Origin of the sequence: Acinetobacter sp. H1(2024) (assembly GCF_046557555.1) — a bacterium.
Taxonomy (GTDB): Bacteria; Pseudomonadota; Gammaproteobacteria; order Pseudomonadales; family Moraxellaceae; genus Acinetobacter; species Acinetobacter seifertii.
Window position 1 is genome coordinate 469,549 of sequence record NZ_JBKGFO010000003.1, and the last position, 22,230, is coordinate 491,778.

Sequence of the window (22,230 nt, forward strand, 5' to 3'; positions counted from 1 at the left end):
ATCTATTTTTTTAAAATTTTATTAGAGGGTTTTGTGCAAACAGTTAATCAAAGTGGTCGTCCTAAAGATCTGGAAAAGCGTGCTCGTATCTTACAAGCCGCTAAAGCTATTTTTTTAAAATCTGGTTATCACGGGACCAGCATGAACCAGATTGCACAGGAAGCCGGAGTTACTAAACTCACGGTTTATAACCACTTTCAAGACAAAGCAAACCTGTTTATCTGCGCGATTACAGAAACTTGCGAAGAGACTCTAGGCACTAAACCATTTGAATTAGATGCATCGGCAGATTTTTATCAAACACTGTATATGGTGTGTTCGCGTGCCTTGCAGATTATTTATTCACCTGAAGCATTAAAGCTTGAACATGTGTTATTTGAACTCGCAGCAGAACAGAGCCCTTTAGCTGAACAATTTTTCACGGCATCCCATACCCGACTTCAAAATCTGTTAGCCGCGTTCTTCCAAAAAGCAGCTGAGCTAGGTTTTATTCAGGCCGATGATCCCGTTTATCAAACAGAGCTTCTTTTAACGTTGTTGCTTGGTGTACGTCACCATAAAGTTCTACTTAGGATTATTGCTGTACCGAATGCGCAAGAGTTAGACCAGATTATTCAAGATGCAATTCATTTATTCCTGCTTAAATATCGAAATTAAACCAAAGTCCGATTGCCAAAAGTTGCACTGAGTGCATGTCATCTTTTAAGTCGCTATAAGCGAATTAAATGTTATTTTTTAAGCAAAAATTCACATTTTCTTACGCTCAAAGCTTGGAATGTTTGTTAATCGCGCTATATTCGATAAGAATAAGAACAGGAGAAAAATAGCATGGTTCAGCAAATCGATGCGCCACTGCGTGAGGATGTCCGCTTACTTGGCAATTTGTTAGGTGAAACCCTAAAACAACATGCAGGACAGGAACTGTTTAATCAGATCGAGCAAATCCGTGCGCTTGCCAAAGGTGCACGTGATGGTCAAGCTGAAGCCGAAAAGCAATTAGAACAATTATTTTTAGAACTGCCCGATGAAGAGCTATTACCTCTCACCCGCGCTTTTTCTCACTTCCTGAATTTTGCCAATATTGCCGAGCAATACCATGTCGTGCGTAGCCGCAGACAGGCAGAATTTGATTCGGAGGCTAATTCTCCAAATACACTTGTTCACTTATTTCAAAAATTTAAAGATAAAAGTATTTCGACAGAAAAACTATTTCAGCAAATTTGTGATTTAAATATTGAACTGGTACTTACGGCGCACCCAACCGAAGTCAGCCGTCGTACCCTCATTCAAAAATATGACGATATCAACGCTTGTCTTTCACAGCTTGATCAGCAAAAACTTACTCCACGTGAACGCCAAAATGCTCTTGCCAACTTAAAACAACAAATTAGTTCGGCTTGGCAAACAGATGAAATTCGTCAGCACCGCCCGACTCCTGTCGATGAGGCAAAATGGGGCTTTGCAACCATTGAGCAAACGCTTTGGAATGCCGTACCTAAATTCATTCGTGAATTAAATGAATTAGTTCAAGACAATTGCCAACAAAACTTACCACTCAATATTGCGCCAGTGCGCTTTGCATCTTGGATGGGTGGAGACCGTGATGGTAACCCAAATGTTACGCATCAAATTACGCAAGAAGTGCTGTGGTTATCACGCTGGCAAGCTGCTGACCTTTACCTGAGAGATATTGAAAACTTACGTTGGGAACTTTCAATCCAGACGTGTTCCGAAGAAATGATTCAAGCGATTGGTAGCCAACATGCAGAACCTTATCGTGAGTATTTACGTGCTACACGCGAACGCTTAAAAGCAACTCGTCACTGGTTAGCGCAGCGTCTACAAGGTTTAGAAGCAGATGACAGCAATGTCATTAAAAGCAAAGATGAGCTGTTACAACCATTATTGCTGTGCTATCGCTCTTTAATTGACAGTAACCTTCCTGAAATTGCGAATGGTCAACTTCTCGACTTTATCTACCGTGTGAACTGTTTTGGTATTGAATTACTTAAACTTGATATTCGCCAAGAATCAGGTCGTCATCGCCAAGCCATTTCAGCCATTACCGAATATTTAGGTTTAGGTAATTTTGAGTCATGGACTGAGCAAGCACGCCAAAACTTCCTCATTCAGGAACTCCAAAGCAAACGCCCACTTCTACCGAAATATATTAATGAACCGGAAGGGAGTTTAATCGGCCACCCAGATGTCCAAGAAGTATTTGCAACCATGCGTACTTTGGCAGACCAACCGCCTGAGTCTTTAGGTGCCTATATTATTTCGATGGCTGAATATCCAAGTGATGTTTTGGCGGTATTGTTATTGCAAAAAGAAGCAGGTATTCAGCATCCTTTACGTGTGGTGCCTCTGTTTGAAACTCTAAAAGATTTAGATGGCGCTGCAACAACCATGAATACGCTGTTCAATATGCATTGGTATAAACAGCATATTCAGGGTAAACACGAAGTGATGATCGGTTACTCCGACTCCGCAAAAGATGCTGGCTTTATGTCTGCCAACTGGGCGCAATATCGTGCTCAAGAAGAACTGACTGCTATTGCTCGTACACACGGCGTACAGTTGACCCTATTCCACGGTCGTGGCGGCTCAATTAGCCGTGGTGGTGCCCCAACCCAACAGGCACTATTCTCACAACCACCAGGTTCAATCTCTGGCGCAATTCGTGTGACAGAACAAGGTGAAATGATCCGCTTCAAATTCGGTCTAGAAGGTATTGCAATGCAAAACCTTGAAATCTATACCGCAGCAACACTTGAAGCGACACTGTTGCCACCACCAGAGCCTAAAGCAGAATGGCGTGAACTCATGAACCGTATGACAGATCATTCTGTGAAGGTTTATCGTCAAACAGTTCGTGAAAATCCACATTTTGTGAAGTATTTACGTACTGTCACGCCTGAGCTTGAATTACAAATGTTGCCTCTAGGCTCGCGTCCAGCAAAACGTAAAGTGAGTGGCGGCATCGAGTCTTTACGAGCCATCCCATGGGTATTTGCATGGACTCAAATCCGTTTGATGTTACCTGCATGGTTAGGTACAGGTGCTGCCATTAATGAAGTAATTGCCGATCAGCAAAAAGCAACACTTGATGAAATGCTTCAGCAATGGCCTTATTTCCAAACGCTCATTGATATGTTGGAAATGGTATTGTCTAAAGCCGATGCCAACATTGCACTCTACTACGAATCTCATTTAACTGAAGATGAAGATTTAAAAGTACTCGGCAACCAGTTACGTCAGCGCCTAAAAGATGCTGTACAAACTTTATTAACCTTAAAAGATGAGTCAAAACTTCTTAGCAATAATGATGTTCTTGATCAATCTATGCAGGTTCGCAAACCATACTTACTTCCTTTGCATCTTTTACAGGCTGAACTCATGAAACGCCGCCGCGATTACCTAGCGGAGCGTCAGGCAGAGAATACCCCCGTTGACCATGCACTGATGGTCAGTATTGCGGGTATTGCTGCTGGTTTACGCAATACGGGTTAAGCTTTTTTACCAATCGTTTGACAAAGCAGCACATCACAGATGTGCTGCTTTTTACTTGCAAAGTTCCCCATTTTTCATAAATTTTCCCCGATTTTTTATTTTTTTAAAAATTTTTCTAAAATCATAAAATTAAGCTTTATTATAAAAAAATAACTAATTCCGCATATTTAGAATTATTAAAATTATACCAATCGTTAAAAAATAATTACTTTTCTCCCATATACTTCTCTCTAGAGATTAAATGCTTTCCCAAGAAAGGGTATGATTGCACCAATTAAAGAATAATGAGCTTATTTTATGTCCAACTGGTTTCCAAAATGGCAGCCTTACCAAGGTGATGTTGACCATCGACCGGTCTCTACCAATGAATATCTCCCACCAGTTCAAAGTGCCGTTTTAGGTATCCAACATGCATTTGCCATGTTTGGAGCTACTGTTTTAGCGCCGCTACTCATGGGTTTTAATCCTAACCTTGCTATTTTAATGTCCGGTATCTGTACCATCCTGTTTTTCTTAATTACAGGTGGTCGTGTTCCAAGTTACTTAGGATCAAGTTTTGCCTTTATTGGTGTGGTTGCAGCAGCGACTGGGCACATTACAGGTTCGGGTGCCAATCCAAACTTATCTATGGCGTTAGGTGGAATCGTAGCGTGCGGTATCTTTTACGCACTCATCGGTTTCATCGTAATGCTTACGGGTACACGCTGGATTGAAAAACTCATGCCGCCTGTAGTGACTGGCGCAATTGTGATGATTATTGGTCTAAACCTTGCACCTGTTACCATTAAAGGCGTTGCAGGCCAACCATTTGAAATGTGGATGGCATTAATTACTGTGCTTTGTATGGGCAGTATTGCAGTCTTTACACGTGGCCTACTACAACGCCTACTTCTGTTGGTTGGTTTAATCTTGGCTTATGCAATTTATGCCATCACCACCAATGGTTTAGGTTTAGGTAAACCAATCGATTTTAGCCAGATATCACAGGCTGCATGGTTCGGTATTCCAAGCTTTTCACATCCTACTTTTGATACCAAAGCTATGCTAATTATTGCGCCAGTTGCACTTATTTTAGTAGCAGAGAACTTAGGCCATATTAAAGCTGTTGGTGCAATGACTGGCGAAAACCTAACACCGCAATTAGGCAAAGCATTTGTTGCAGATGGTTTGGCAACAACGCTTTCTGGTAGTGTCGGCGCGCCGGGGATGACCACTTATGGTGAAAACATTGGTGTGATGGCAGTCACTCGTGTGTACTCAACTATTGTTTTTGTGATTGCGGGTGTCTTCGCAATTTTCTTAGGTCTATCTCCAAAATTTGGCGCGGTAATTAGTACCATTCCAAGCGCAGTTTTAACAGGCGCGTCTATTGTCGTGTTTGGTTTAATTACCATTGCCGGTGCAAAAATCTGGATTGAAAATAAAGTTGATTTTTCTAACAATAAAAACCTGATTGTTGCTTCTGTGACGATTATTTTAGGTGCTGGTAACTTTGAATTATTGTTCGGTAATTTCAATTTAGGTGGTATTGGTACCGCAACTTTTGCAGCCATTATTCTCAATTGGTTGTTCAGTTTAAAAGATAAAACTTAAATTCAAAAAGGCAGCGTAAGCTGCCTTTTTTCATTCCGATTTAGTATGATGATTTTTTGCGCTTCAATACGTTCCTATCATGCGTTTTGATTTTTTTGATTTACAGCTGGTTCTTCATATTGTCTCTACAGGTAGCCTAACTAAAGGTGCTGATCGCTCTGCTATTTCACTTCAAGCAGCGAGCGAGCGTATAAAAAAACTCGAACAATATTTTGAAACACCTTTATTTATTCGCCAAACTACAGGTGTAGAGCTCACCACAGCGGGACATGCTTTTGTAGAACATGCTCGTCAGCTTTTAGCTCAAAAAGATCAACTCGAACAAGAAATGCAGCGCTTTAAGTCATCTACAACACAAGCCTTAACGCTTTGGTGTAACTCTTCAGCTCAAAGCGAATATTTGCCTCCGTTATTACCGCAATATTTAGTGCTTCATCCTGAAATGAATATCGATTTGCACGAAGCAGAAAGCTCAGAAATTGTAGATGCATTAACCCAAGGAATTGCGAGCCTTGGCTTGGTCTCAAGCTTTTTCGATACCCAACATTTGCAAACTAAAGAATTTGCGAGTGATCCTCTAGTTTTGATTTGTCCTGCTACACATGAGTTAGCTCAATATCAAAAGCTAAATTTGGTAGAGGCTTTAAGCTATGGTTTTATTGGCCTTAAAGCCCACCACTCTTTGCAACAGTCCATTGAAACTCAAGCGAAATTATTAGGCTTTAACATACAGTACCGTTTGCGCTTACCTAACTTTAGCGCAATTGCTGAAGTCGTTGCCAAAGGCGTGGGTATTGCGATTATGCCTGCCCGTGCTGCGCAGCGCCTGCAATCGGACTATGATTTCCACTCCATCCAATTACTCGGCGCATGGGCAAACCGAAAACTACTTTTAGCAACGCAAAATTTCAGCCAGTTGCCTAGCAGTTATAAGCAATTTGCAGATTTTCTATTAGAGCATCGCCCTTAGAAATTTGGCTCAGTGCAAAATCATATAAAGCCCTAACGACACCAACCCTATAAAAAAGATACGGCGAAATAACTGCTCATTAAGTCGATAACGGATTTTTTTACCGATCCACATTCCAATGAGTGCAGCCAACAATGCAGCAAAAGATAAACGATAGTCCAGTGTTACTCCAGACATCGGGTTATGGTGTAAAAAGACTGCAAGACAAATGGTAGAAACCGTAAACGTTAATCCCAAAGCCTGAACCAGCTCGTCACGTTTTAAATGTAAAGACTGCAAATATGGCACTACAGGAATGATAATAACGCCTGTGGCTACGGTGACTGCCCCACCAATATATCCAATAATCGGCGATAACCAGCGCTCATGTTTCCCTAAGTGTGGAAGCTTTTTGACACACAGTCCATAAAGCCCATATAAAGCCAACATACAGCCTAATAAAATCTCACTACTGTGCCCGTGACTTTGACTTAAAGTGGGTAGAAAGCTCCATATTGAACCAATCACAATGCCTACGAGTAAGGTCCAGAAACGGCGAATAAAAGCCCAAACATGCCCCTCAGCAAAAAGCTGCCAAACATTGGTGACCATTGAAGGAACAATCAAAAGAGATGCAGCCTGAAAAGGGCTCATTGCGATGGTGAGTAAACCCATTGATACTGCGGGCAAACCTAGGCCAATCATGCCTTTGATCATGCCAGCAAAGGCAAACACCATCATAATAATTGCTAAAAAAGTCACTGTTTATCTCCGATTCCCTACATGGTTATGCTACGGAAAAAAACAGGTTTTGCCCTATTCTTGTTTTTAGGAGTAGGCCTCAATTAGAAGTTGAGGCCGTCTTGTATTTTTCTTCTAAAACATTACTAAAAATACTTTCAATCATCCAAACTCGGTACAAGCTATTAAACACATAGCTGTGACCATCAATACGTAGTTCTAAAACCGGCAGATCAGGCTGATGCTTGTCTTTGCAAAGTGCATCATTTTGTTCCAAGAGAGAAGGGACATCCTGTTCGGTTAAGTGCTCAATACCGAGTTGCTGTTGTAACTCTTGAAAATGCCTCTGGAAAGATAGGTCTTTTCCTTTCGTCCAAACTGCCTGCAAAATAGTAAAAATTGCATCGAGTTGCTGACTTTCCGGCACACTATAAAAAAGCTTTGCCATCTCAAGCGTACTTTCTTCTGTAGGGCGGCAAAAAGGTGTAAAAGCCACCTCAGTACGTTTAGAAACACGGGTTGCCAAGCTCCAGTCAAACCAGTCTCTGCCTTGGTAACTAAGCGGATAGACTTTTAACTGAATATCATAATAGTCTGCGAGTTCTTCTTTAATATATGCGAGAAGTAACCAGCTCATTGGATCTTCTAAAGCAATAAATACATCAAGCTCAGGGTGAAGAGCCTGAATTTCATTGAGTGCTTCAGCATCATTAATCAAATGTTCACGCCATTCGATATGATTAATTAAAAAAATCGGAATACCTGTCAGTAACTTTTGTTGTTTTAAACGACGGGTTAGACGTAATAAATCATCCACTGCGTGATATTTACGTCCACCAAATTCAAAGTACGCTGCCTGTACAGGCTCATCTGTAAAAATACGTTCTGGGAAATGCTGTGGCATCTGATGCTTCACCGCCATGGCATGTAAAGTACGTAACTTTCCATATTGCTGTTGCCAAAGCATGTGAAAGATATCTTCAAGTAAATGGAAGAAGTTCTGACCTTGTAATGGAGTTCTTTTTAGTATGACAGTGGCTTGTTTTAAAGCTTCTTGGCTTGGGATTTCTGGGAACTCATCAAAAGCAAATCGATGCTGATTTGCTAAAATCTTGGCATCATTTAAACAATAATGCTGCCATTCCTCATGCGTCATGCTGTTCGGAGGTTCAGAAGCTGTATGAGAAATAATAATTTTTAAAGGTTTAAGCTCATCACTTAAAATTTCATCTAGCTGAGACAATTGCTGAACAGCCAGATAGCTATACACATCATCAAGTCGTAAATAAATACTTAAACCATTTTCCGTGGGTAACACCGCTTGACGAGAAGGTTTTTGGTAAAACCAGCTCGATCGGATAGGGTCAAACCAACGGCGTAGCAGTGACATGAGTAGTGCCTCTAAAAAATAAATCCTAAGCGAGATCAAAAGTTATTTTGATCATAGTGCAAGGTTAAACAGTAGTCGAGATAGAAAAATGACTACCTAAGTTCGCGCAGAAAATATGTCATGTTATTTCGCGAGTTTCTGCGTAGGTGAAGATTTTATCACCATTTATGGTAAACCCATAGAATGATCTGAAAACACCTTTTTCTACAAGCGGATTTTTTTTACCAGACATAAAAAATGCACCCATAACATGATAGCAATTCATCGTGTTAATGGGTGCATGTTTCCTATTCAATTATTAAAATTGAACATTTTATAGAACGCGTACAGCTCCTTTTGCCGCACTTGTTGTATGCATTGCATAAACTTTTAACGCTTTTGATACTTTACGTTTACGTTCTTCTTTCGGATGCCAGCCTTTCGCTTCCTGAACTGTACGGCGGTGCGCCATAGTCGCATCATCAACGTTCAAGTGAATCGTACGGTTTGGAATATCAATTTCAATGGTATCGCCATCTTCAACTAAACCAATTGCACCACCTTCCGCAGCTTCCGGCGAAACATGTCCAATTGAAAGACCTGATGAACCACCAGAGAAACGACCATCTGTCACCAATGCACAGTCTTTTCCTAAACCTTTCGATTTAAGATAGCTGGTTGGGTAAAGCATTTCTTGCATACCCGGACCACCACGTGGACCTTCATAACGAATCACCACAACGTCACCAGCTTTAATTTCATGACCCAAAATTGCATCTACAGCAGCATCCTGGCTTTCAAATACGCGTGCTGTACCCGTAAATTTCAGGATCGATTCATCTACACCCGCAGTTTTCACGATACAACCATCAAGCGCGATGTTGCCGTATAGAACTGCTAAACCACCATCTTTAGAAAATGCATGCTCTGCATTACGAATCACGCCTTTTTCACGGTCGCCATCTAAAGTTGAATAGTAGCGATTTTGAGAGAAAGCAACTTGAGTTGGTACGCCACCCGGAGATGAACGATAGAACTCATAAACATCTGCATCTTCAGTACGAATAATGTCCCACTTATCTAATGCATCTTTTAAAGTTTTCTCATGTACAGTCGGTACAGATACATCAAGTAAATTCGCACGATCAAGCTCACCTAAGATCGCCATAATGCCGCCCGCACGGTGAACATCTTCCATATGAACATCTTGTTTTGCAGGTGCTACTTTTGAAAGTACAGGAACTCGACGTGATAATTCGTCGATGTCATCCATGGTGAAATCAACTTCAGCTTCACTTGCCGCAGCCAATAAATGTAGAACTGTATTGGTTGAACCACCCATTGCAATATCAAGCGTCATCGCATTTTTAAATGCAGCCTTAGTTGCAATTGAACGAGGTAAAATACTTGCATCTTCTTGTTCGTAATAGCGCTTAGCCAATTCGACAATAAGCTGACCTGCTTTTAAGAATAATTTTTTACGGTTTGCATGCGTCGCAACAATCGAACCATTACCCGGTAAAGATAAGCCTAAAGCTTCGGTTAAACAGTTCATTGAGTTTGCAGTAAACATACCTGAACATGAACCACAGGTTGGACATGCTGAACGTTCAAATTCTGCAACTTCTTCGTCTGTATAACTTTCATCAGCCGCAACAACCATGGCATCTACAAGGTCAATCGCTTTTTCATTACCGCGGAATTTAACCTTACCCGCTTCCATTGGTCCGCCAGAAACAAAAACTACTGGAATATTTAGGCGCATCGCAGCCATCAACATTCCCGGTGTAATTTTGTCACAGTTCGAAATACATACCATCGCATCGGCGCAATGAGCATTCACCATATATTCAACTGAATCCGCAATTAAATCACGTGATGGTAATGAATACAGCATGCCATCATGCCCCATTGCGATCCCGTCATCTACTGCAATTGTATTGAACTCTTTAGCAACACCACCTGCTGCCTGAATTTCTGCTGCGACAAGCTGCCCTAGATCTTTTAGATGGACATGGCCCGGAACAAATTGAGTAAATGAATTGACCACCGCAATAATCGGTTTGCCGAAATCTTCATCTTTCATTCCTGTTGCACGCCATAAGCCACGTGCGCCAGCCATATTTCTTCCGTGTGTCGATGTTTTTGAACGATAGTCAGGCATTTGTGTTTCCAACAAGTTGTGCTTGAGCGGAATTTCTTCCACTCTGGCTGAATGATACTGATATAGCGTTAGATCAGTCGGAATATTGACTCATCATCATAATTTGATCATTCTCCATTCTATAGAAGCAAATAATATAGGGAAAGCCAATAACGATAATACTCAGTCAATATTTAGCAAAACTTACATGAATAATTTTTTATTTTTTTATAACCTTTTTTTATCAATAAAATTTTTTCAATAATTTTTTGTTCACTATTAAAAAACTAAAACGCTCAAGCGCTATGAGTTTAGGGCTTCAAACGTTTTTCACGTATACTACCCATAAACTCTTTTTGGATTGCATTTGTGAAAATTATTTTTGCTGGCACCCCCGAATTTGCTGCAATAGCATTGGCGGCTTTATTAAAAACTTCCCATGAAATTATCGCGGTTTATACTCAGCCAGATCGTAAATCGGGTCGTGGACAAAAACTAACGCCATCTCCTGTAAAACAGCTTGCACTTGAACACAATATTCCTATTTATCAACCACTCCACTTCAAAGCTTCAACTGAAGAAGGCTTGGCTGCTCAACAAGAACTTGCTGCTTTAGGCGCTGATGTGATGGTGGTTGCAGCCTATGGTTTGATTCTTCCACAAGCTGTGCTCGATACACCTAAATATGGTTGCTTAAATATTCACGGTTCATTATTACCACGCTGGCGTGGAGCAGCGCCCATTCAACGCGCGATTGCAACAGGTGATGAAGAAACTGGTATCACCATCATGCAAATGGCTGCCGGTTTAGACACAGGCGATATGATGTATAAAACCTATTGTCCAATCACTGTCGAAGATACTTCTGCGACTTTACATGACAAACTTGCAGATCAAGGTGCAACAGCAATTTGTGCGGTACTTGAGTCAGAAGAAACACTACAAAAATATTTGGCAGAACGCGAAGTCCAAGACGAAAGCTTAACGGTCTATGCTCATAAACTTGTAAAGTCAGAAGCTCGTATTGATTGGTCAATAGATGCTGTTCAAATTGACCGAAATATCCGTGCATTTAACCCTTGGCCAGTCGCTTTTGTTCAGCTTGATGAAAACAATGCACTGCGTGTTTGGAACTCAACAGTTTCTAGCCAAAGTAAAGCAGATGCCCAAGCTGGTGAAATTATTGCAATTGATAAACAAGGCGTGCATGTTGCTTGCGGTGAAAATACATTTGTTTGTTTGACGAGTGTGCAATGGCCGGGTGGTAAAGCATTAAATGCTCAGCAAATTGCACAAACTCAAAAACTTCACGTAGGACAGATTCTGCCATGAGTCAGGTTAATTCAAATTCATCACGTTTTAACCTACGTGCTCAAGTCGTCCAGACGTTATTAAAAGTTCAGCAAGGACAATCACTTGCTAGTATTTTAAATACACAGCTCAATCAAGTGGCAGAGCGTGACCGTGCTTTATTCCATGAGCTTGTATTAGGTACATTGCGTCAATGGTTTGCCCTTAAATCAATTAGCTTACCTCTACTCAGTAAGCCTTTAAATAATGAGACAGTAGAAACCTGCCTATACGTTGGTCTTTATCAAGTTTTATGTACGCGTATTGCAGCACATGCTGCCATTTCGGAAACAGTAGATGCGACCAAACAACTTGGATTCCCTGCACTCAGCGGCATTGTAAATGCTATTTTACGCCGAGCTACTCGTGAAACTGATGATTTTCAGCAAGGTTTACAGCAAGCGCATGGCTTACCAAGTTGGCTCTTTAAGCGACTAAAAAAAGATTGGGGTGAACAAACCGAAGCACTCTGCCAATCATTAAAACAAGTTGCACCTTTAACTTTACGAGTGAACCAGCGACACATTGGTCGAGATGCTTATTTAGCAAAACTACAAAGTCTAGATATTCAGGCACGTGCATGTGCTCTATCTGAAGCAGGTATTGTTCTTGAGCAATCTGTACAAATTACCCAGCTGCCTGGTTTTGAAGATGGATGGCTTTCTGTACAAGATGAACATGCACAGCTATGTGCAACTCTATTGCCTGATTTAAACAATAAAACAGTGATTGATGCTTGTGCTGCTCCGGGTGGTAAAACAGCTCACTTACTAGAAAAATTTAAACCAGCACAGTTAATCGCGATTGATCAGGACGCGAGTCGTTTAGTCCGCGTGACTGAAAACTTAAACCGACTAGCACTAGATCAAAGCCATACTGAAATTCTGGCTGCCGATGCAACCGAGTGGACTCCGACTGAACCAGTAGATTGTATCGTGCTTGATGCACCTTGCTCTGCGACAGGTGTCATTCGACGTCACCCTGACATACGCCTATTACGTCAATCTACCGATATAGCGCAAACCATTGAGCTACAAAAGCAGATTTTGGAACACATGTGGCAACAACTTAAAGTTGGCGGCATATTGCTCTACATCACTTGTTCAATTTTAAAAGCTGAAAATGAACAACAGATGATCGACTTCTTTGCAGAGCATACTGATGCAAAAGAAGTGAAAATCGAAGCAGCTTGGGGAATTGAACAAACTCATGGCAAACAATTGTTGCCACAAGCTCAATCTGGTGATGGATTTTATTATTGTAAAATCCAAAAAATTGCATAAAAAAAGCAGGCTTAAGAGCCTGCTTTTTTTTCTAGACCAGTATCAAAGTGTGTGCTGGTCTTTTACTTCTTCTAAAACTTCATCTAACTCTTCAGGATGCTTAGATAAATGTAAGATGGATAAAGCCAGCCCACCCCATACAAACACCATTGAAATAATCATCATCACGATTGCCGAAGTATTCATTCCTTTATCCTCCTAGCGATCTTTCATTTTGCTTAGCACGATAGCAACGACTGCACAGAAAATTACACTGCCCCAGCCGAATATACCTTGTAAGCTCATACTATAAGTATCATAGCCATTTTTGATCAAATTAAAAACAGTCATAGAAAGTGTTGTTAATAAGATTAAAGAAGTAATGACTGTTAAAGTGAAGTCCCAACCTTTACCCAATTGAATGGTTGAAATTCGGTTTACATGGTCACGAAGCTCTTTAAGTGCTGAACGTTTAAACCAAGCTACACTAATAATTGAGATCAATGCACCACCAATAATCCCAATGTTATTAATAAAGTGATCAACAATATCAACAAGCTTAATTGCATTTACACTTGAGAATAAAATAATTGAAACTAGAGCACTACCGCCACCAATAATGGTTACAGCTTTCTTACGTCCCCACTTCAACTTATCTTGCATCGCTGCAATAGGTACTTCTAAAATACTGACCATTGAAGAAATACCAGCTACAAATAATGAAGAGAAGAACAAAAGACCAAATAGGTCAGCACCAGAACCTAAACTTGAAATAATTTTAGGGAAAGCAATAAATGCGAGTCCAATACCACCACTTACAACATCTTTAACTTCAGTACCTGCTGCATGTGCCATAAAACCAAGCGCAGCAAAAATACCAATACCCGCTAAAATCTCTGTTGATGCATTGGCAAAACCAACAATAAGACCAGAACCTGTCAAATTGGTTTTTGGTTTTAAATAAGATGCATAGGTCACCATGATCCCGAAACCAACAGAAAGTGAAAAGAAGGTATGACCGTAAGCAGCTAACCAAACTTTATAGTCCATCATGGCAGACCAGTTTGGGGTAAAGAATGCATTTAAACCTTGTGCCGCACCAGGTAAACGCAATGACTGAATCACTAAAATAGTAAACAAAACAAATAACAAAGGCATGAAAATCTTATTCGATAATTCAACACCTTTTTTCACTCCACCATATAAAATGATTAAAGTCAGCGCCCAAATTCCTACAATTGGCCAAAATAGATGACTTACAAACTGCAAATCAAAGCCTGTTGCTTTTGAGGTCTGTAAGTAAGTATTGAAGAAGAAGCCTTCTGGGTCACTTCCCCACATTTGACCAATAGAGAAATAAATATAACTGCCAGCCCAAGTCAGTACACTTGCGTAGTACAAACCGATGATGATACAAACACAAACCTGCCACCATCCTAAAGTTTCTCCACCCTTAAACAAAGCTCTATAGGCTTTAGGTGGTGAACCTGTACTACGATGACCTACCGCATAATCTAAAAATAGTAACGGTAAACCAGCAGTAATGAGTGCAAGTAAGTAAGGAATAAGAAACGCACCACCACCATTTTCATATGCAACGTATGGAAAGCGCCAAATATTACCTAAGCCTACAGCCGAACCAACGGCTGCAATAATAAAACCAGATCGTGACGTCCAGTTTTCACGAGAATCTGTCATAGAACACCTAATGTTAAGAGATTACTTATTTTTACTGCTATTGTTGATTGTTATTCCGCATGCAAAAAAGAACCAAAAAATACTTTTGTGTTTGTAGAAAATAAAATGAACCTTTTGAGTATTTTTCTTCCCTAAACAAACAAGCAAAAATAGAAAATTCTTCCTTAAAGATTTTTGTCCATTTTTTGCCCCTATATAGCTGAACAATACCTGCTTTTATTTCTTTTTACTGTAATTTCCATCTGAAATTTTACGTTTTTTTAGAAATTTTGATCTAGTCTGATCATTTTTTAACTGATATTAGTATTTTAAAGCATATTATTGTGCTGCTATATACAATGATATTTTCTACCATTTAAATTCTTTTAGATTTCACAAAGTGGATATATCAACTAATTTTTCTCATAATAATGAGCAAAACATCATTTTCTGTTTTCACAAAATTTATACTAAGTTCTATAAAATAATTTCCACAACAAAATACATATTTTTATATAAAAATCAAAAACATATAATATTTTAAAAAATTAAAACTTTATTAGCTTTTTATACACTATTTTTCATCAATGCATAACTACCCAGATATCTATATCATGCCCTCAAAGATTTCTTTTACTTAGGATATGATGATGAAGATATTAAAAATGTCTTTTCTAGCACTCGGGATGAGTCTTAGCGGATTTGCTCAAGCGGATTTTATAGGGGTTAAAGGAGACGTGAGTTACTGGTTTTACGATGGTAAAGCAAACATGTCTTCACAATTACCAGATGACCAAGATTTAGATCGAAAAGGTAGTGCTCAACTATCATTAGCTTTTGAGCACCCAATTCCATTTATTCCAAATGCAAAAATTCGCTATGTAAATCTAGATACGCAAACCAAGTCAGAAACCTTAGGTCAAGCTAACTATAAAATTAATTTAGATCATAGCGATTTTATTCTTTACTACGAGTTACTCGATAATATTGTGAGTGTAGATGCTGGTCTTGGGGCAACTGTATTAAATGGTGATATCACTGCTTATACTGGCAAACGTGTGGATATAGATAAAACATATCCTATCGCTTATTTGTCAGGCGAAGTAAAACTTCCATTCACAGGTTTAAGTGCTAAAGGCGAAGCAACCTATACAAACTTTAATGATGCAAAAATTACTGATGCATTAGCAGAGGTAAAGTATAAATTCATCGATAATTTAGCAGTTGATTTAGGCTTGAAAGCTGGCTACCGCGTACTCAATATTGACTTAGATGATTATGATAATAATGACCTAAAATTTGAGTTTAAAGGTCCTTATGTAGGTTTAGAAGCACATTTTTAAATCAGACTTTCAGATATAAAAAAGAACTCTATATGAGTTCTTTTTTATTTAAATCATATCTACATAACCTAAATGTTCTCGAATTCTTTGACACCATGCTCGAATATTTGGATATAACTTTAAATCAAAGCCGCCTTCGTCAGCGACATGTGTATATGCATATAAGGCGATATCCGCAATGGTTAATTGATTTCCAACAAGATAATCATACTCTACTAAAGCTTTATCTATAATTGATAACGCTTTATGCCCTTTTGGTTGTAAATTATGATATTCATCTATTCTTTCTGGTGGTAAACCTAAATATTTATTAATAAAACGAGCAACTGCAATAAACGGTTCATGGCTATATTGCTCAAAGAACATCCATTGGTACATTTTTGCTTTAATAAAAGGATCTGTAGGAATAAATTTTGTTCCTTCAGCCACATAACCTAAAATAGCATTGGATTCACTCAAAACACGACCATCATCCAGCACTAATACAGGTATTTTTCCATTCGGATTTAACGACAAAAAATCATCTGTTTGAGTTTCTTTGTTTAAAATATCAACATGGATCCATGTATGATTAATTTTTAATAAGGAAAGTAATAATTTAATTTTATAACAGTTACCAGAACCTACATCACCATAAATTATCATCGATTCACTTCCCTTATTATGCTTACTTAAAAGATTAATTTTCTTATTATTTATAACAGAACTCTTTCTTAGAATTAATATATATCTGCTTTTATTGTCTACTTTATTCAGAGTTTTATCTTTATTTTTTTATTATCCATAAAAAAACACCCCGGTTTCTTTCGAGACCGGGGTGTTTGAATAATGAGCTGGCGATGACTTACTCTCACATGGGTAACCCCACACTACCATCAGCGCTAAGAGGTTTCACTTCTGAGTTCGGGAAGGGATCAGGTGGTTCACTCTTGCTATGGTCGCCAGCACAACTGTTTATGGATACTTGCTTTGGTCTTATTGATTGCCGAAGCGTTTTCCAAATCTTTACAGATTGGGCTGATTGAATCTGACTTGTTCATTTTATCTAGTGAAGTAACTAAATCAAGTTTGTTTGTAGATTTATGAATCGATTGATGCTTTATATACAACTGCTTGGGTGTTGTATAGTCAAGCCTCACGAGCAATTAGTATTGGTCAGCTTCACATATCACTATGCTTCCACATCCAACCTATCAACGTCCTAGTCTCGAACGGCTCTTTAGAGGAATAAATTCCTAGGGAAATCTTATCTTGAGGTAGGCTTCCCGCTTAGATGCTTTCAGCGGTTATCCCTTCCGAACATAGCTACCCGGCGATGCGACTGGCGTCACAACCGGTACACCAGAGGTTCGTCCACTCTGGTCCTCTCGTACTAGGAGCAGATCCTCTCAAATTTCCAGCGCCCACGGTAGATAGGGACCGAACTGTCTCACGACGTTCTAAACCCAGCTCGCGTACCTCTTTAAATGGCGAACAGCCATACCCTTGGGACCTGCTTCAGCCCCAGGATGAGATGAGCCGACATCGAGGTGCCAAACACCGCCGTCGATATGAACTCTTGGGCGGTATCAGCCTGTTATCCCCAGAGTACCTTTTATCCGTTGAGCGATGGCCCTTCCATACAGAACCACCGGATCACTAAGACCTACTTTCGTACCTGCTCGACTTGTGGGTCTCGCAGTTAAGCGCGCTTTTGCCTTTATACTCTACGCGTGATTTCCGACCACGCTGAGCGCACCTTCGTACTCCTCCGTTACTCTTTAGGAGGAGACCGCCCCAGTCAAACTACCCACCAGACACGGTCCTCGTCCCGGATAACGGGACAGAGTTAGAACCTCAACATTACCAGGGTGGTATTTCAAGGACGGCTCCATTGGAACTAGCGTTCCAACTTCAAAGCCTCCCACCTATCCTACACAAGTAAGGTCAAAGTTCAGTGTCAAGCTGCAGTAAAGGTTCACGGGGTCTTTCCGTCTAGCCGCGGGTACACTGCATCTTCACAGCGATTTCGATTTCACTGAGCCTCTGCTGGAGACAGCGCCGCCATCATTATGCCATTCGTGCAGGTCGGAACTTACCCGACAAGGAATTTCGCTACCTTAGGACCGTTATAGTTACGGCCGCCGTTTACTGGGGCTTCGATCAAGAGCTTCGCTTACGCTAACCCCATCAATTAACCTTCCAGCACCGGGCAGGCATCACACCCTATACGTCCACTTTCGTGTTTGCAGAGTGCTATGTTTTTAATAAACAGTTGCAGCGGCCTGGTTTCTGCGGCTGTCATCAGCTCAGGAAGCAAGTTCCATCACCAACAACAGCGTACCTTCTCCCGAAGTTACGGTACCATTTTGCCTAGTTCCTTCAGCAGAGTTCTCTCAAGCGCCTTGGTCTACTCGACCTGACCACCTGTGTCGGTTTCGGGTACGATTCCTGTGTAACTGAAGCTTAGAGACTTTTCCTGGAAGCATGGTATCAGCCACTTCACTGTACAAGTACAGCTTGCTATCGGATCTCAGTATAGAGTACCCCGGATTTGCCTAAGATACATACCTACATCCTTCCACCTGGACAACCAACGCCAGGCTGACTTAACCTTCTCCGTCCTCTCATCGCATTACACAGAAGTATTGGAATATTAACCAATTTCCCATCGACTACGCCTTTCGGCCTCGCCTTAGGGGTCGACTCACCCAGCCCCGATTAACGTTGGACTGGAACCCTTGGTCTTTCGGCGAACGGGTTTTTCACCCGTTTTGTCGTTACTCACGTCAGCATTCGCACTTCTGATACCTCCAGCATACTTCTCAATACACCTTCATCGGCTTACAGAACGCTCCCCTACCACTTGACTAATGTCAAATCCGCAGCTTCGGCACATAGTTTTAGCCCCGTTACATCTTCCGCGCAGGCCGACTCGACTAGTGAGCTATTACGCTTTCTTTAAAGGGTGGCTGCTTCTAAGCCAACCTCCTAGCTGTCTATGCCTTCCCACATCGTTTCCCACTTAACTATGATTTTGGGGCCTTAGCTGGCGGTCTGGATTGTTTTCCTCTTGACTACGGACGTTAGCACCCGCAGTCTGTCTCCCGGATAGTACTCATAGGTATTCGGAGTTTGCATCGGTTTGGTAAGTCGGGATGACCCCCTAGCCGAAACAGTGCTCTACCCCCTATGGTATTCGTCCGAGGCGCTACCTAAATAGCTTTCGGGGAGAACCAGCTATCACCAGGCTTGATTAGCCTTTCACCCCTATCCACAAGTCATCCCCTGGCTTTTCAACGACAGTGGGTTCGGTCCTCCAGTTAGTGTTACCCAACCTTCAACCTGCTCATGGATAGATCGCCTGGTTTCGGGTCTATACCCAGCAACTAAACGCCCTATTAAGACTCGATTTCTCTACGGCTCCCCTATACGGTTAACCTCGCTACTGAATATAAGTCGCTGACCCATTATACAAAAGGTACGCAGTCACCGAACAAGTCGGCTCCCACTGCTTGTATGCATGCGGTTTCAGGATCTATTTCACTCCCCTCACAGGGGTTCTTTTCGCCTTTCCCTCACGGTACTGGTTCACTATCGGTCAGTCAGGAGTATTTAGCCTTGGAGGATGGTCCCCCCATATTCAGACAAGGTTTCACGTGCCTCGCCCTACTCGTCATCATTATGTGTGCCCTTTCGTGTACGGGAATATCACCCTCTACGTTCGCACTTCCCAGAGCGTTCCACTAAAACACACATAACTTAATGGGCTGATCCCCGTTCGCTCGCCGCTACTGAGGGAATCTCAATTGATTTCTTTTCCTAAGGGTACTGAGATGTTTCACTTCCCCTCGTTCGCTTTGCAACACTATGTATTCATGTTGCAATACCTACCTTAAAGTAGGTGGGTTCCCCCATTCAGAAATCTCCGGATCACAGGATATTTGCCGCCTCCCCGGAGCTTTTCGCAGGCTATCACGTCTTTCATCGCCTCTGACTGCCAAGGCATCCACCACATGCACTTAATTACTTGACTATACAACCCCAAACAGTCGATGTTACCTACAAGTTAGTAACTTCAACATTTCAGTTTAGAGTACTGTGTACTTAAACACTGTACAGCTTCAATCTAAATTCATATACCAAAACGCTTGATTCAGTTAATTTGCTAGTTCTCAATTCATCTAGATTAATTACTTAATCTAAACTCTTGAGTGAACAATTTATTTCAGACTCAATTTTGCCAATCTGTTAATGAATAAACACGCCTTCGTCAGGTCATGCTTAATACCGTGATACTTAAATCACAGAAGTTAATAAACCAAGACCGAAATCTCTATTTACTAATTTCTGTAATCCGAACTTCTCTTAAGTTCTGGTGGAGACTAGGAGAGTCGAACTCCTGACCTCCTGCGTGCAAAGCAGGCGCTCTACCAACTAAGCTAAGTCCCCAGCTTACATCATCAGTTATGTATCTTTTATCTATAACTTCAACCAGTCAAAGTCATGGTGGGTCTGACAAGACTTGAACTTGTGACCCCACGCTTATCAAGCGTGTGCTCTAACCAACTGAGCTACAGACCCTCAGATACATCTATGAAGAACAACTTGTTGTGGATTCTTACCAATCGTCAATCTTTCGTTAAGGAGGTGATCCAGCCGCAGGTTCCCCTACGGCTACCTTGTTACGACTTCACCCCAGTCATCGGCCACACCGTGGTAACCGCCCTCTTTGCAGTTAGGCTAGCTACTTCTGGTGCAACAAACTCCCATGGTGTGACGGGCGGTGTGTACAAGGCCCGGGAACGTATTCACCGCGGCATTCTGATCCGCGATTACTAGCGATTCCGACTTCATGGAGTCGAGTTGCAGACTCCAATCCGGACTACGATCGGCTTTTTGAGATTAGCATCACATCGCTGTGTAGCAACCCTTTGTACCGACCATTGTAGCACGTGTGTAGCCCTGGCCGTAAGGGCCATGATGACTTGACGTCGTCCCCGCCTTCCTCCAGTTTGTCACTGGCAGTATCCTTAAAGTTCCCGACATTACTCGCTGGCAAATAAGGAAAAGGGTTGCGCTCGTTGCGGGACTTAACCCAACATCTCACGACACGAGCTGACGACAGCCATGCAGCACCTGTATGTAAGTTCCCGAAGGCACCAATCCATCTCTGGAAAGTTCTTACTATGTCAAGGCCAGGTAAGGTTCTTCGCGTTGCATCGAATTAAACCACATGCTCCACCGCTTGTGCGGGCCCCCGTCAATTCATTTGAGTTTTAGTCTTGCGACCGTACTCCCCAGGCGGTCTACTTATCGCGTTAGCTGCGCCACTAAAGCCTCAAAGGCCCCAACGGCTAGTAGACATCGTTTACGGCATGGACTACCAGGGTATCTAATCCTGTTTGCTCCCCATGCTTTCGCACCTCAGCGTCAGTGTTAGGCCAGATGGCTGCCTTCGCCATCGGTATTCCTCCAGATCTCTACGCATTTCACCGCTACACCTGGAATTCTACCATCCTCTCCCACACTCTAGCTAACCAGTATCGAATGCAATTCCCAAGTTAAGCTCGGGGATTTCACATTTGACTTAATTAGCCGCCTACGCGCGCTTTACGCCCAGTAAATCCGATTAACGCTTGCACCCTCTGTATTACCGCGGCTGCTGGCACAGAGTTAGCCGGTGCTTATTCTGCGAGTAACGTCCACTATCTCTAGGTATTAACTAAAGTAGCCTCCTCCTCGCTTAAAGTGCTTTACAACCATAAGGCCTTCTTCACACACGCGGCATGGCTGGATCAGGGTTCCCCCCATTGTCCAATATTCCCCACTGCTGCCTCCCGTAGGAGTCTGGGCCGTGTCTCAGTCCCAGTGTGGCGGATCATCCTCTCAGACCCGCTACAGATCGTCGCCTTGGTAGGCCTTTACCCCACCAACTAGCTAATCCGACTTAGGCTCATCTATTAGCGCAAGGTCCGAAGATCCCCTGCTTTCTCCCGTAGGACGTATGCGGTATTAGCATCCCTTTCGAGATGTTGTCCCCCACTAATAGGCAGATTCCTAAGCATTACTCACCCGTCCGCCGCTAAGATCAGTAGCAAGCTACCTCTCTCCGCTCGACTTGCATGTGTTAAGCCTGCCGCCAGCGTTCAATCTGAGCCATGATCAAACTCTTCAGTTAAAATCATTTTGTACCTTATTTAAAGACAAGGTACCAATTCTGGCTCATCAATTACTGACTTAAATTTCGCTCAAATAAACTTCGAGTAATTTAAACCAATCAATCAATGAAAATTATTTCGATTAATCAA

The 22,230-nt window shown here is 41.6% G+C and carries 13 protein-coding genes, 2 tRNA genes and 3 rRNA genes; 7 read left to right on the forward strand and 11 right to left on the reverse strand.

What is annotated here, in order from left to right; genetic code table 11:
• Positions 1-33: 33 nt before the first annotated feature.
• The 4 genes from ACLCEG_RS11820 (at position 34) to ACLCEG_RS11835 (ending at position 6,076) form a co-directional block, all read left to right on the forward strand.
• On the forward strand, positions 34-657 hold the full coding sequence (locus ACLCEG_RS11820; RefSeq protein ID WP_039254035.1) for a TetR/AcrR family transcriptional regulator: 624 nt from the start codon (positions 34-36) through the stop codon (positions 655-657).
• A gap of 171 nt (positions 658-828) precedes the next feature.
• A complete protein-coding gene (ppc, locus tag ACLCEG_RS11825) occupies positions 829-3,513 on the forward strand; it encodes a phosphoenolpyruvate carboxylase (protein WP_410567641.1) in 2,685 nt (894 codons plus the stop codon).
• Positions 3,514-3,810: 297 nt separating this feature from the next.
• Entirely contained in the window at positions 3,811-5,106 is a 1,296-nt protein-coding gene (locus tag ACLCEG_RS11830) for a solute carrier family 23 protein (protein ID WP_068933368.1), read from the forward strand.
• A 79-nt stretch (positions 5,107-5,185) separates the two neighbouring features.
• Positions 5,186-6,076: a LysR family transcriptional regulator gene (locus ACLCEG_RS11835; RefSeq protein ID WP_151750262.1), complete on the forward strand. Its 891-nt coding sequence runs from the start codon at positions 5,186-5,188 to the stop codon at positions 6,074-6,076.
• 9 nt (positions 6,077-6,085) lie between these two features.
• Here ACLCEG_RS11835 and ACLCEG_RS11840 read toward each other — a convergent pair whose 3' ends face one another.
• From ACLCEG_RS11840 to ilvD, 3 genes are all read right to left on the reverse strand, one after another.
• Positions 6,086-6,817 (reverse strand): sulfite exporter TauE/SafE family protein, encoded by a 732-nt coding sequence (locus ACLCEG_RS11840; RefSeq protein ID WP_410567642.1) that lies wholly within the window; start codon positions 6,815-6,817, stop codon positions 6,086-6,088.
• Between the two features lie 79 nt (positions 6,818-6,896).
• A complete protein-coding gene (locus ACLCEG_RS11845) occupies positions 6,897-8,186 on the reverse strand; it encodes a hypothetical protein (RefSeq protein ID WP_410567644.1) in 1,290 nt (429 codons plus the stop codon).
• A 313-nt stretch (positions 8,187-8,499) separates the two neighbouring features.
• Positions 8,500-10,329 carry a dihydroxy-acid dehydratase gene (gene ilvD / locus ACLCEG_RS11850; RefSeq protein ID WP_019458622.1) on the reverse strand — a complete coding sequence of 610 codons (1,830 nt, stop codon included), beginning with the start codon at positions 10,327-10,329 and terminating at the stop codon, positions 8,500-8,502.
• Positions 10,330-10,677: 348 nt separating this feature from the next.
• Between ilvD and fmt the strand changes: the two genes are divergently transcribed.
• Positions 10,678-11,640, forward strand: a complete 963-nt coding sequence (gene fmt, locus ACLCEG_RS11855; RefSeq protein WP_410567646.1) for a methionyl-tRNA formyltransferase — start codon at positions 10,678-10,680, stop codon at positions 11,638-11,640.
• The gene (gene rsmB / locus ACLCEG_RS11860) at positions 11,637-12,941 is read left to right on the forward strand and encodes a 16S rRNA (cytosine(967)-C(5))-methyltransferase RsmB (RefSeq protein WP_410567648.1); all 1,305 of its coding nucleotides are present in this window, start codon (positions 11,637-11,639) and stop codon (positions 12,939-12,941) included. The genes fmt and rsmB overlap by 4 nt, the downstream gene beginning before the upstream one ends.
• 42 nt (positions 12,942-12,983) lie before the next feature.
• On the opposite strand, the gene ACLCEG_RS11865 is transcribed toward rsmB, so the two are convergent.
• Together ACLCEG_RS11865 and ACLCEG_RS11870 are read right to left on the reverse strand one after the other, a co-directional pair.
• Positions 12,984-13,127: a methionine/alanine import family NSS transporter small subunit gene (locus ACLCEG_RS11865; protein ID WP_004704675.1), complete on the reverse strand. Its 144-nt coding sequence runs from the start codon at positions 13,125-13,127 to the stop codon at positions 12,984-12,986.
• 12 nt (positions 13,128-13,139) lie between these two features.
• Positions 13,140-14,618, reverse strand: a complete 1,479-nt coding sequence (locus tag ACLCEG_RS11870) for a sodium-dependent transporter (protein ID WP_004704674.1) — start codon at positions 14,616-14,618, stop codon at positions 13,140-13,142.
• A 629-nt stretch (positions 14,619-15,247) separates the two neighbouring features.
• Here ACLCEG_RS11870 and ACLCEG_RS11875 point away from each other — a divergent pair.
• Positions 15,248-15,940: a TIGR04219 family outer membrane beta-barrel protein gene (locus tag ACLCEG_RS11875; protein ID WP_025465232.1), complete on the forward strand. Its 693-nt coding sequence runs from the start codon at positions 15,248-15,250 to the stop codon at positions 15,938-15,940.
• A 48-nt stretch (positions 15,941-15,988) separates the two neighbouring features.
• Here ACLCEG_RS11875 and ACLCEG_RS11880 read toward each other — a convergent pair whose 3' ends face one another.
• The 6 genes from ACLCEG_RS11880 to ACLCEG_RS11905 form a co-directional block, all read right to left on the reverse strand.
• Positions 15,989-16,585, reverse strand: coding sequence for a glutathione S-transferase family protein (locus ACLCEG_RS11880; RefSeq protein ID WP_019458627.1), 597 nt, complete (start codon positions 16,583-16,585; stop codon positions 15,989-15,991).
• 186 nt (positions 16,586-16,771) lie between these two features.
• Positions 16,772-16,886 (reverse strand): 5S ribosomal RNA (rrf, locus tag ACLCEG_RS11885).
• A gap of 178 nt (positions 16,887-17,064) precedes the next feature.
• Positions 17,065-19,955: ribosomal RNA gene (locus tag ACLCEG_RS11890) — 23S ribosomal RNA — on the reverse strand.
• Between the two features lie 340 nt (positions 19,956-20,295).
• Positions 20,296-20,371: transfer RNA gene (locus tag ACLCEG_RS11895), tRNA-Ala, on the reverse strand.
• A gap of 55 nt (positions 20,372-20,426) precedes the next feature.
• Positions 20,427-20,503 (reverse strand) — tRNA-Ile (locus ACLCEG_RS11900).
• 59 nt (positions 20,504-20,562) lie between these two features.
• Positions 20,563-22,100 (reverse strand): 16S ribosomal RNA (locus ACLCEG_RS11905).
• Together the 16S, 23S and 5S rRNA genes with 2 tRNA genes alongside form the textbook arrangement of a ribosomal RNA operon.
• Positions 22,101-22,230: the final 130 nt, after the last annotated feature.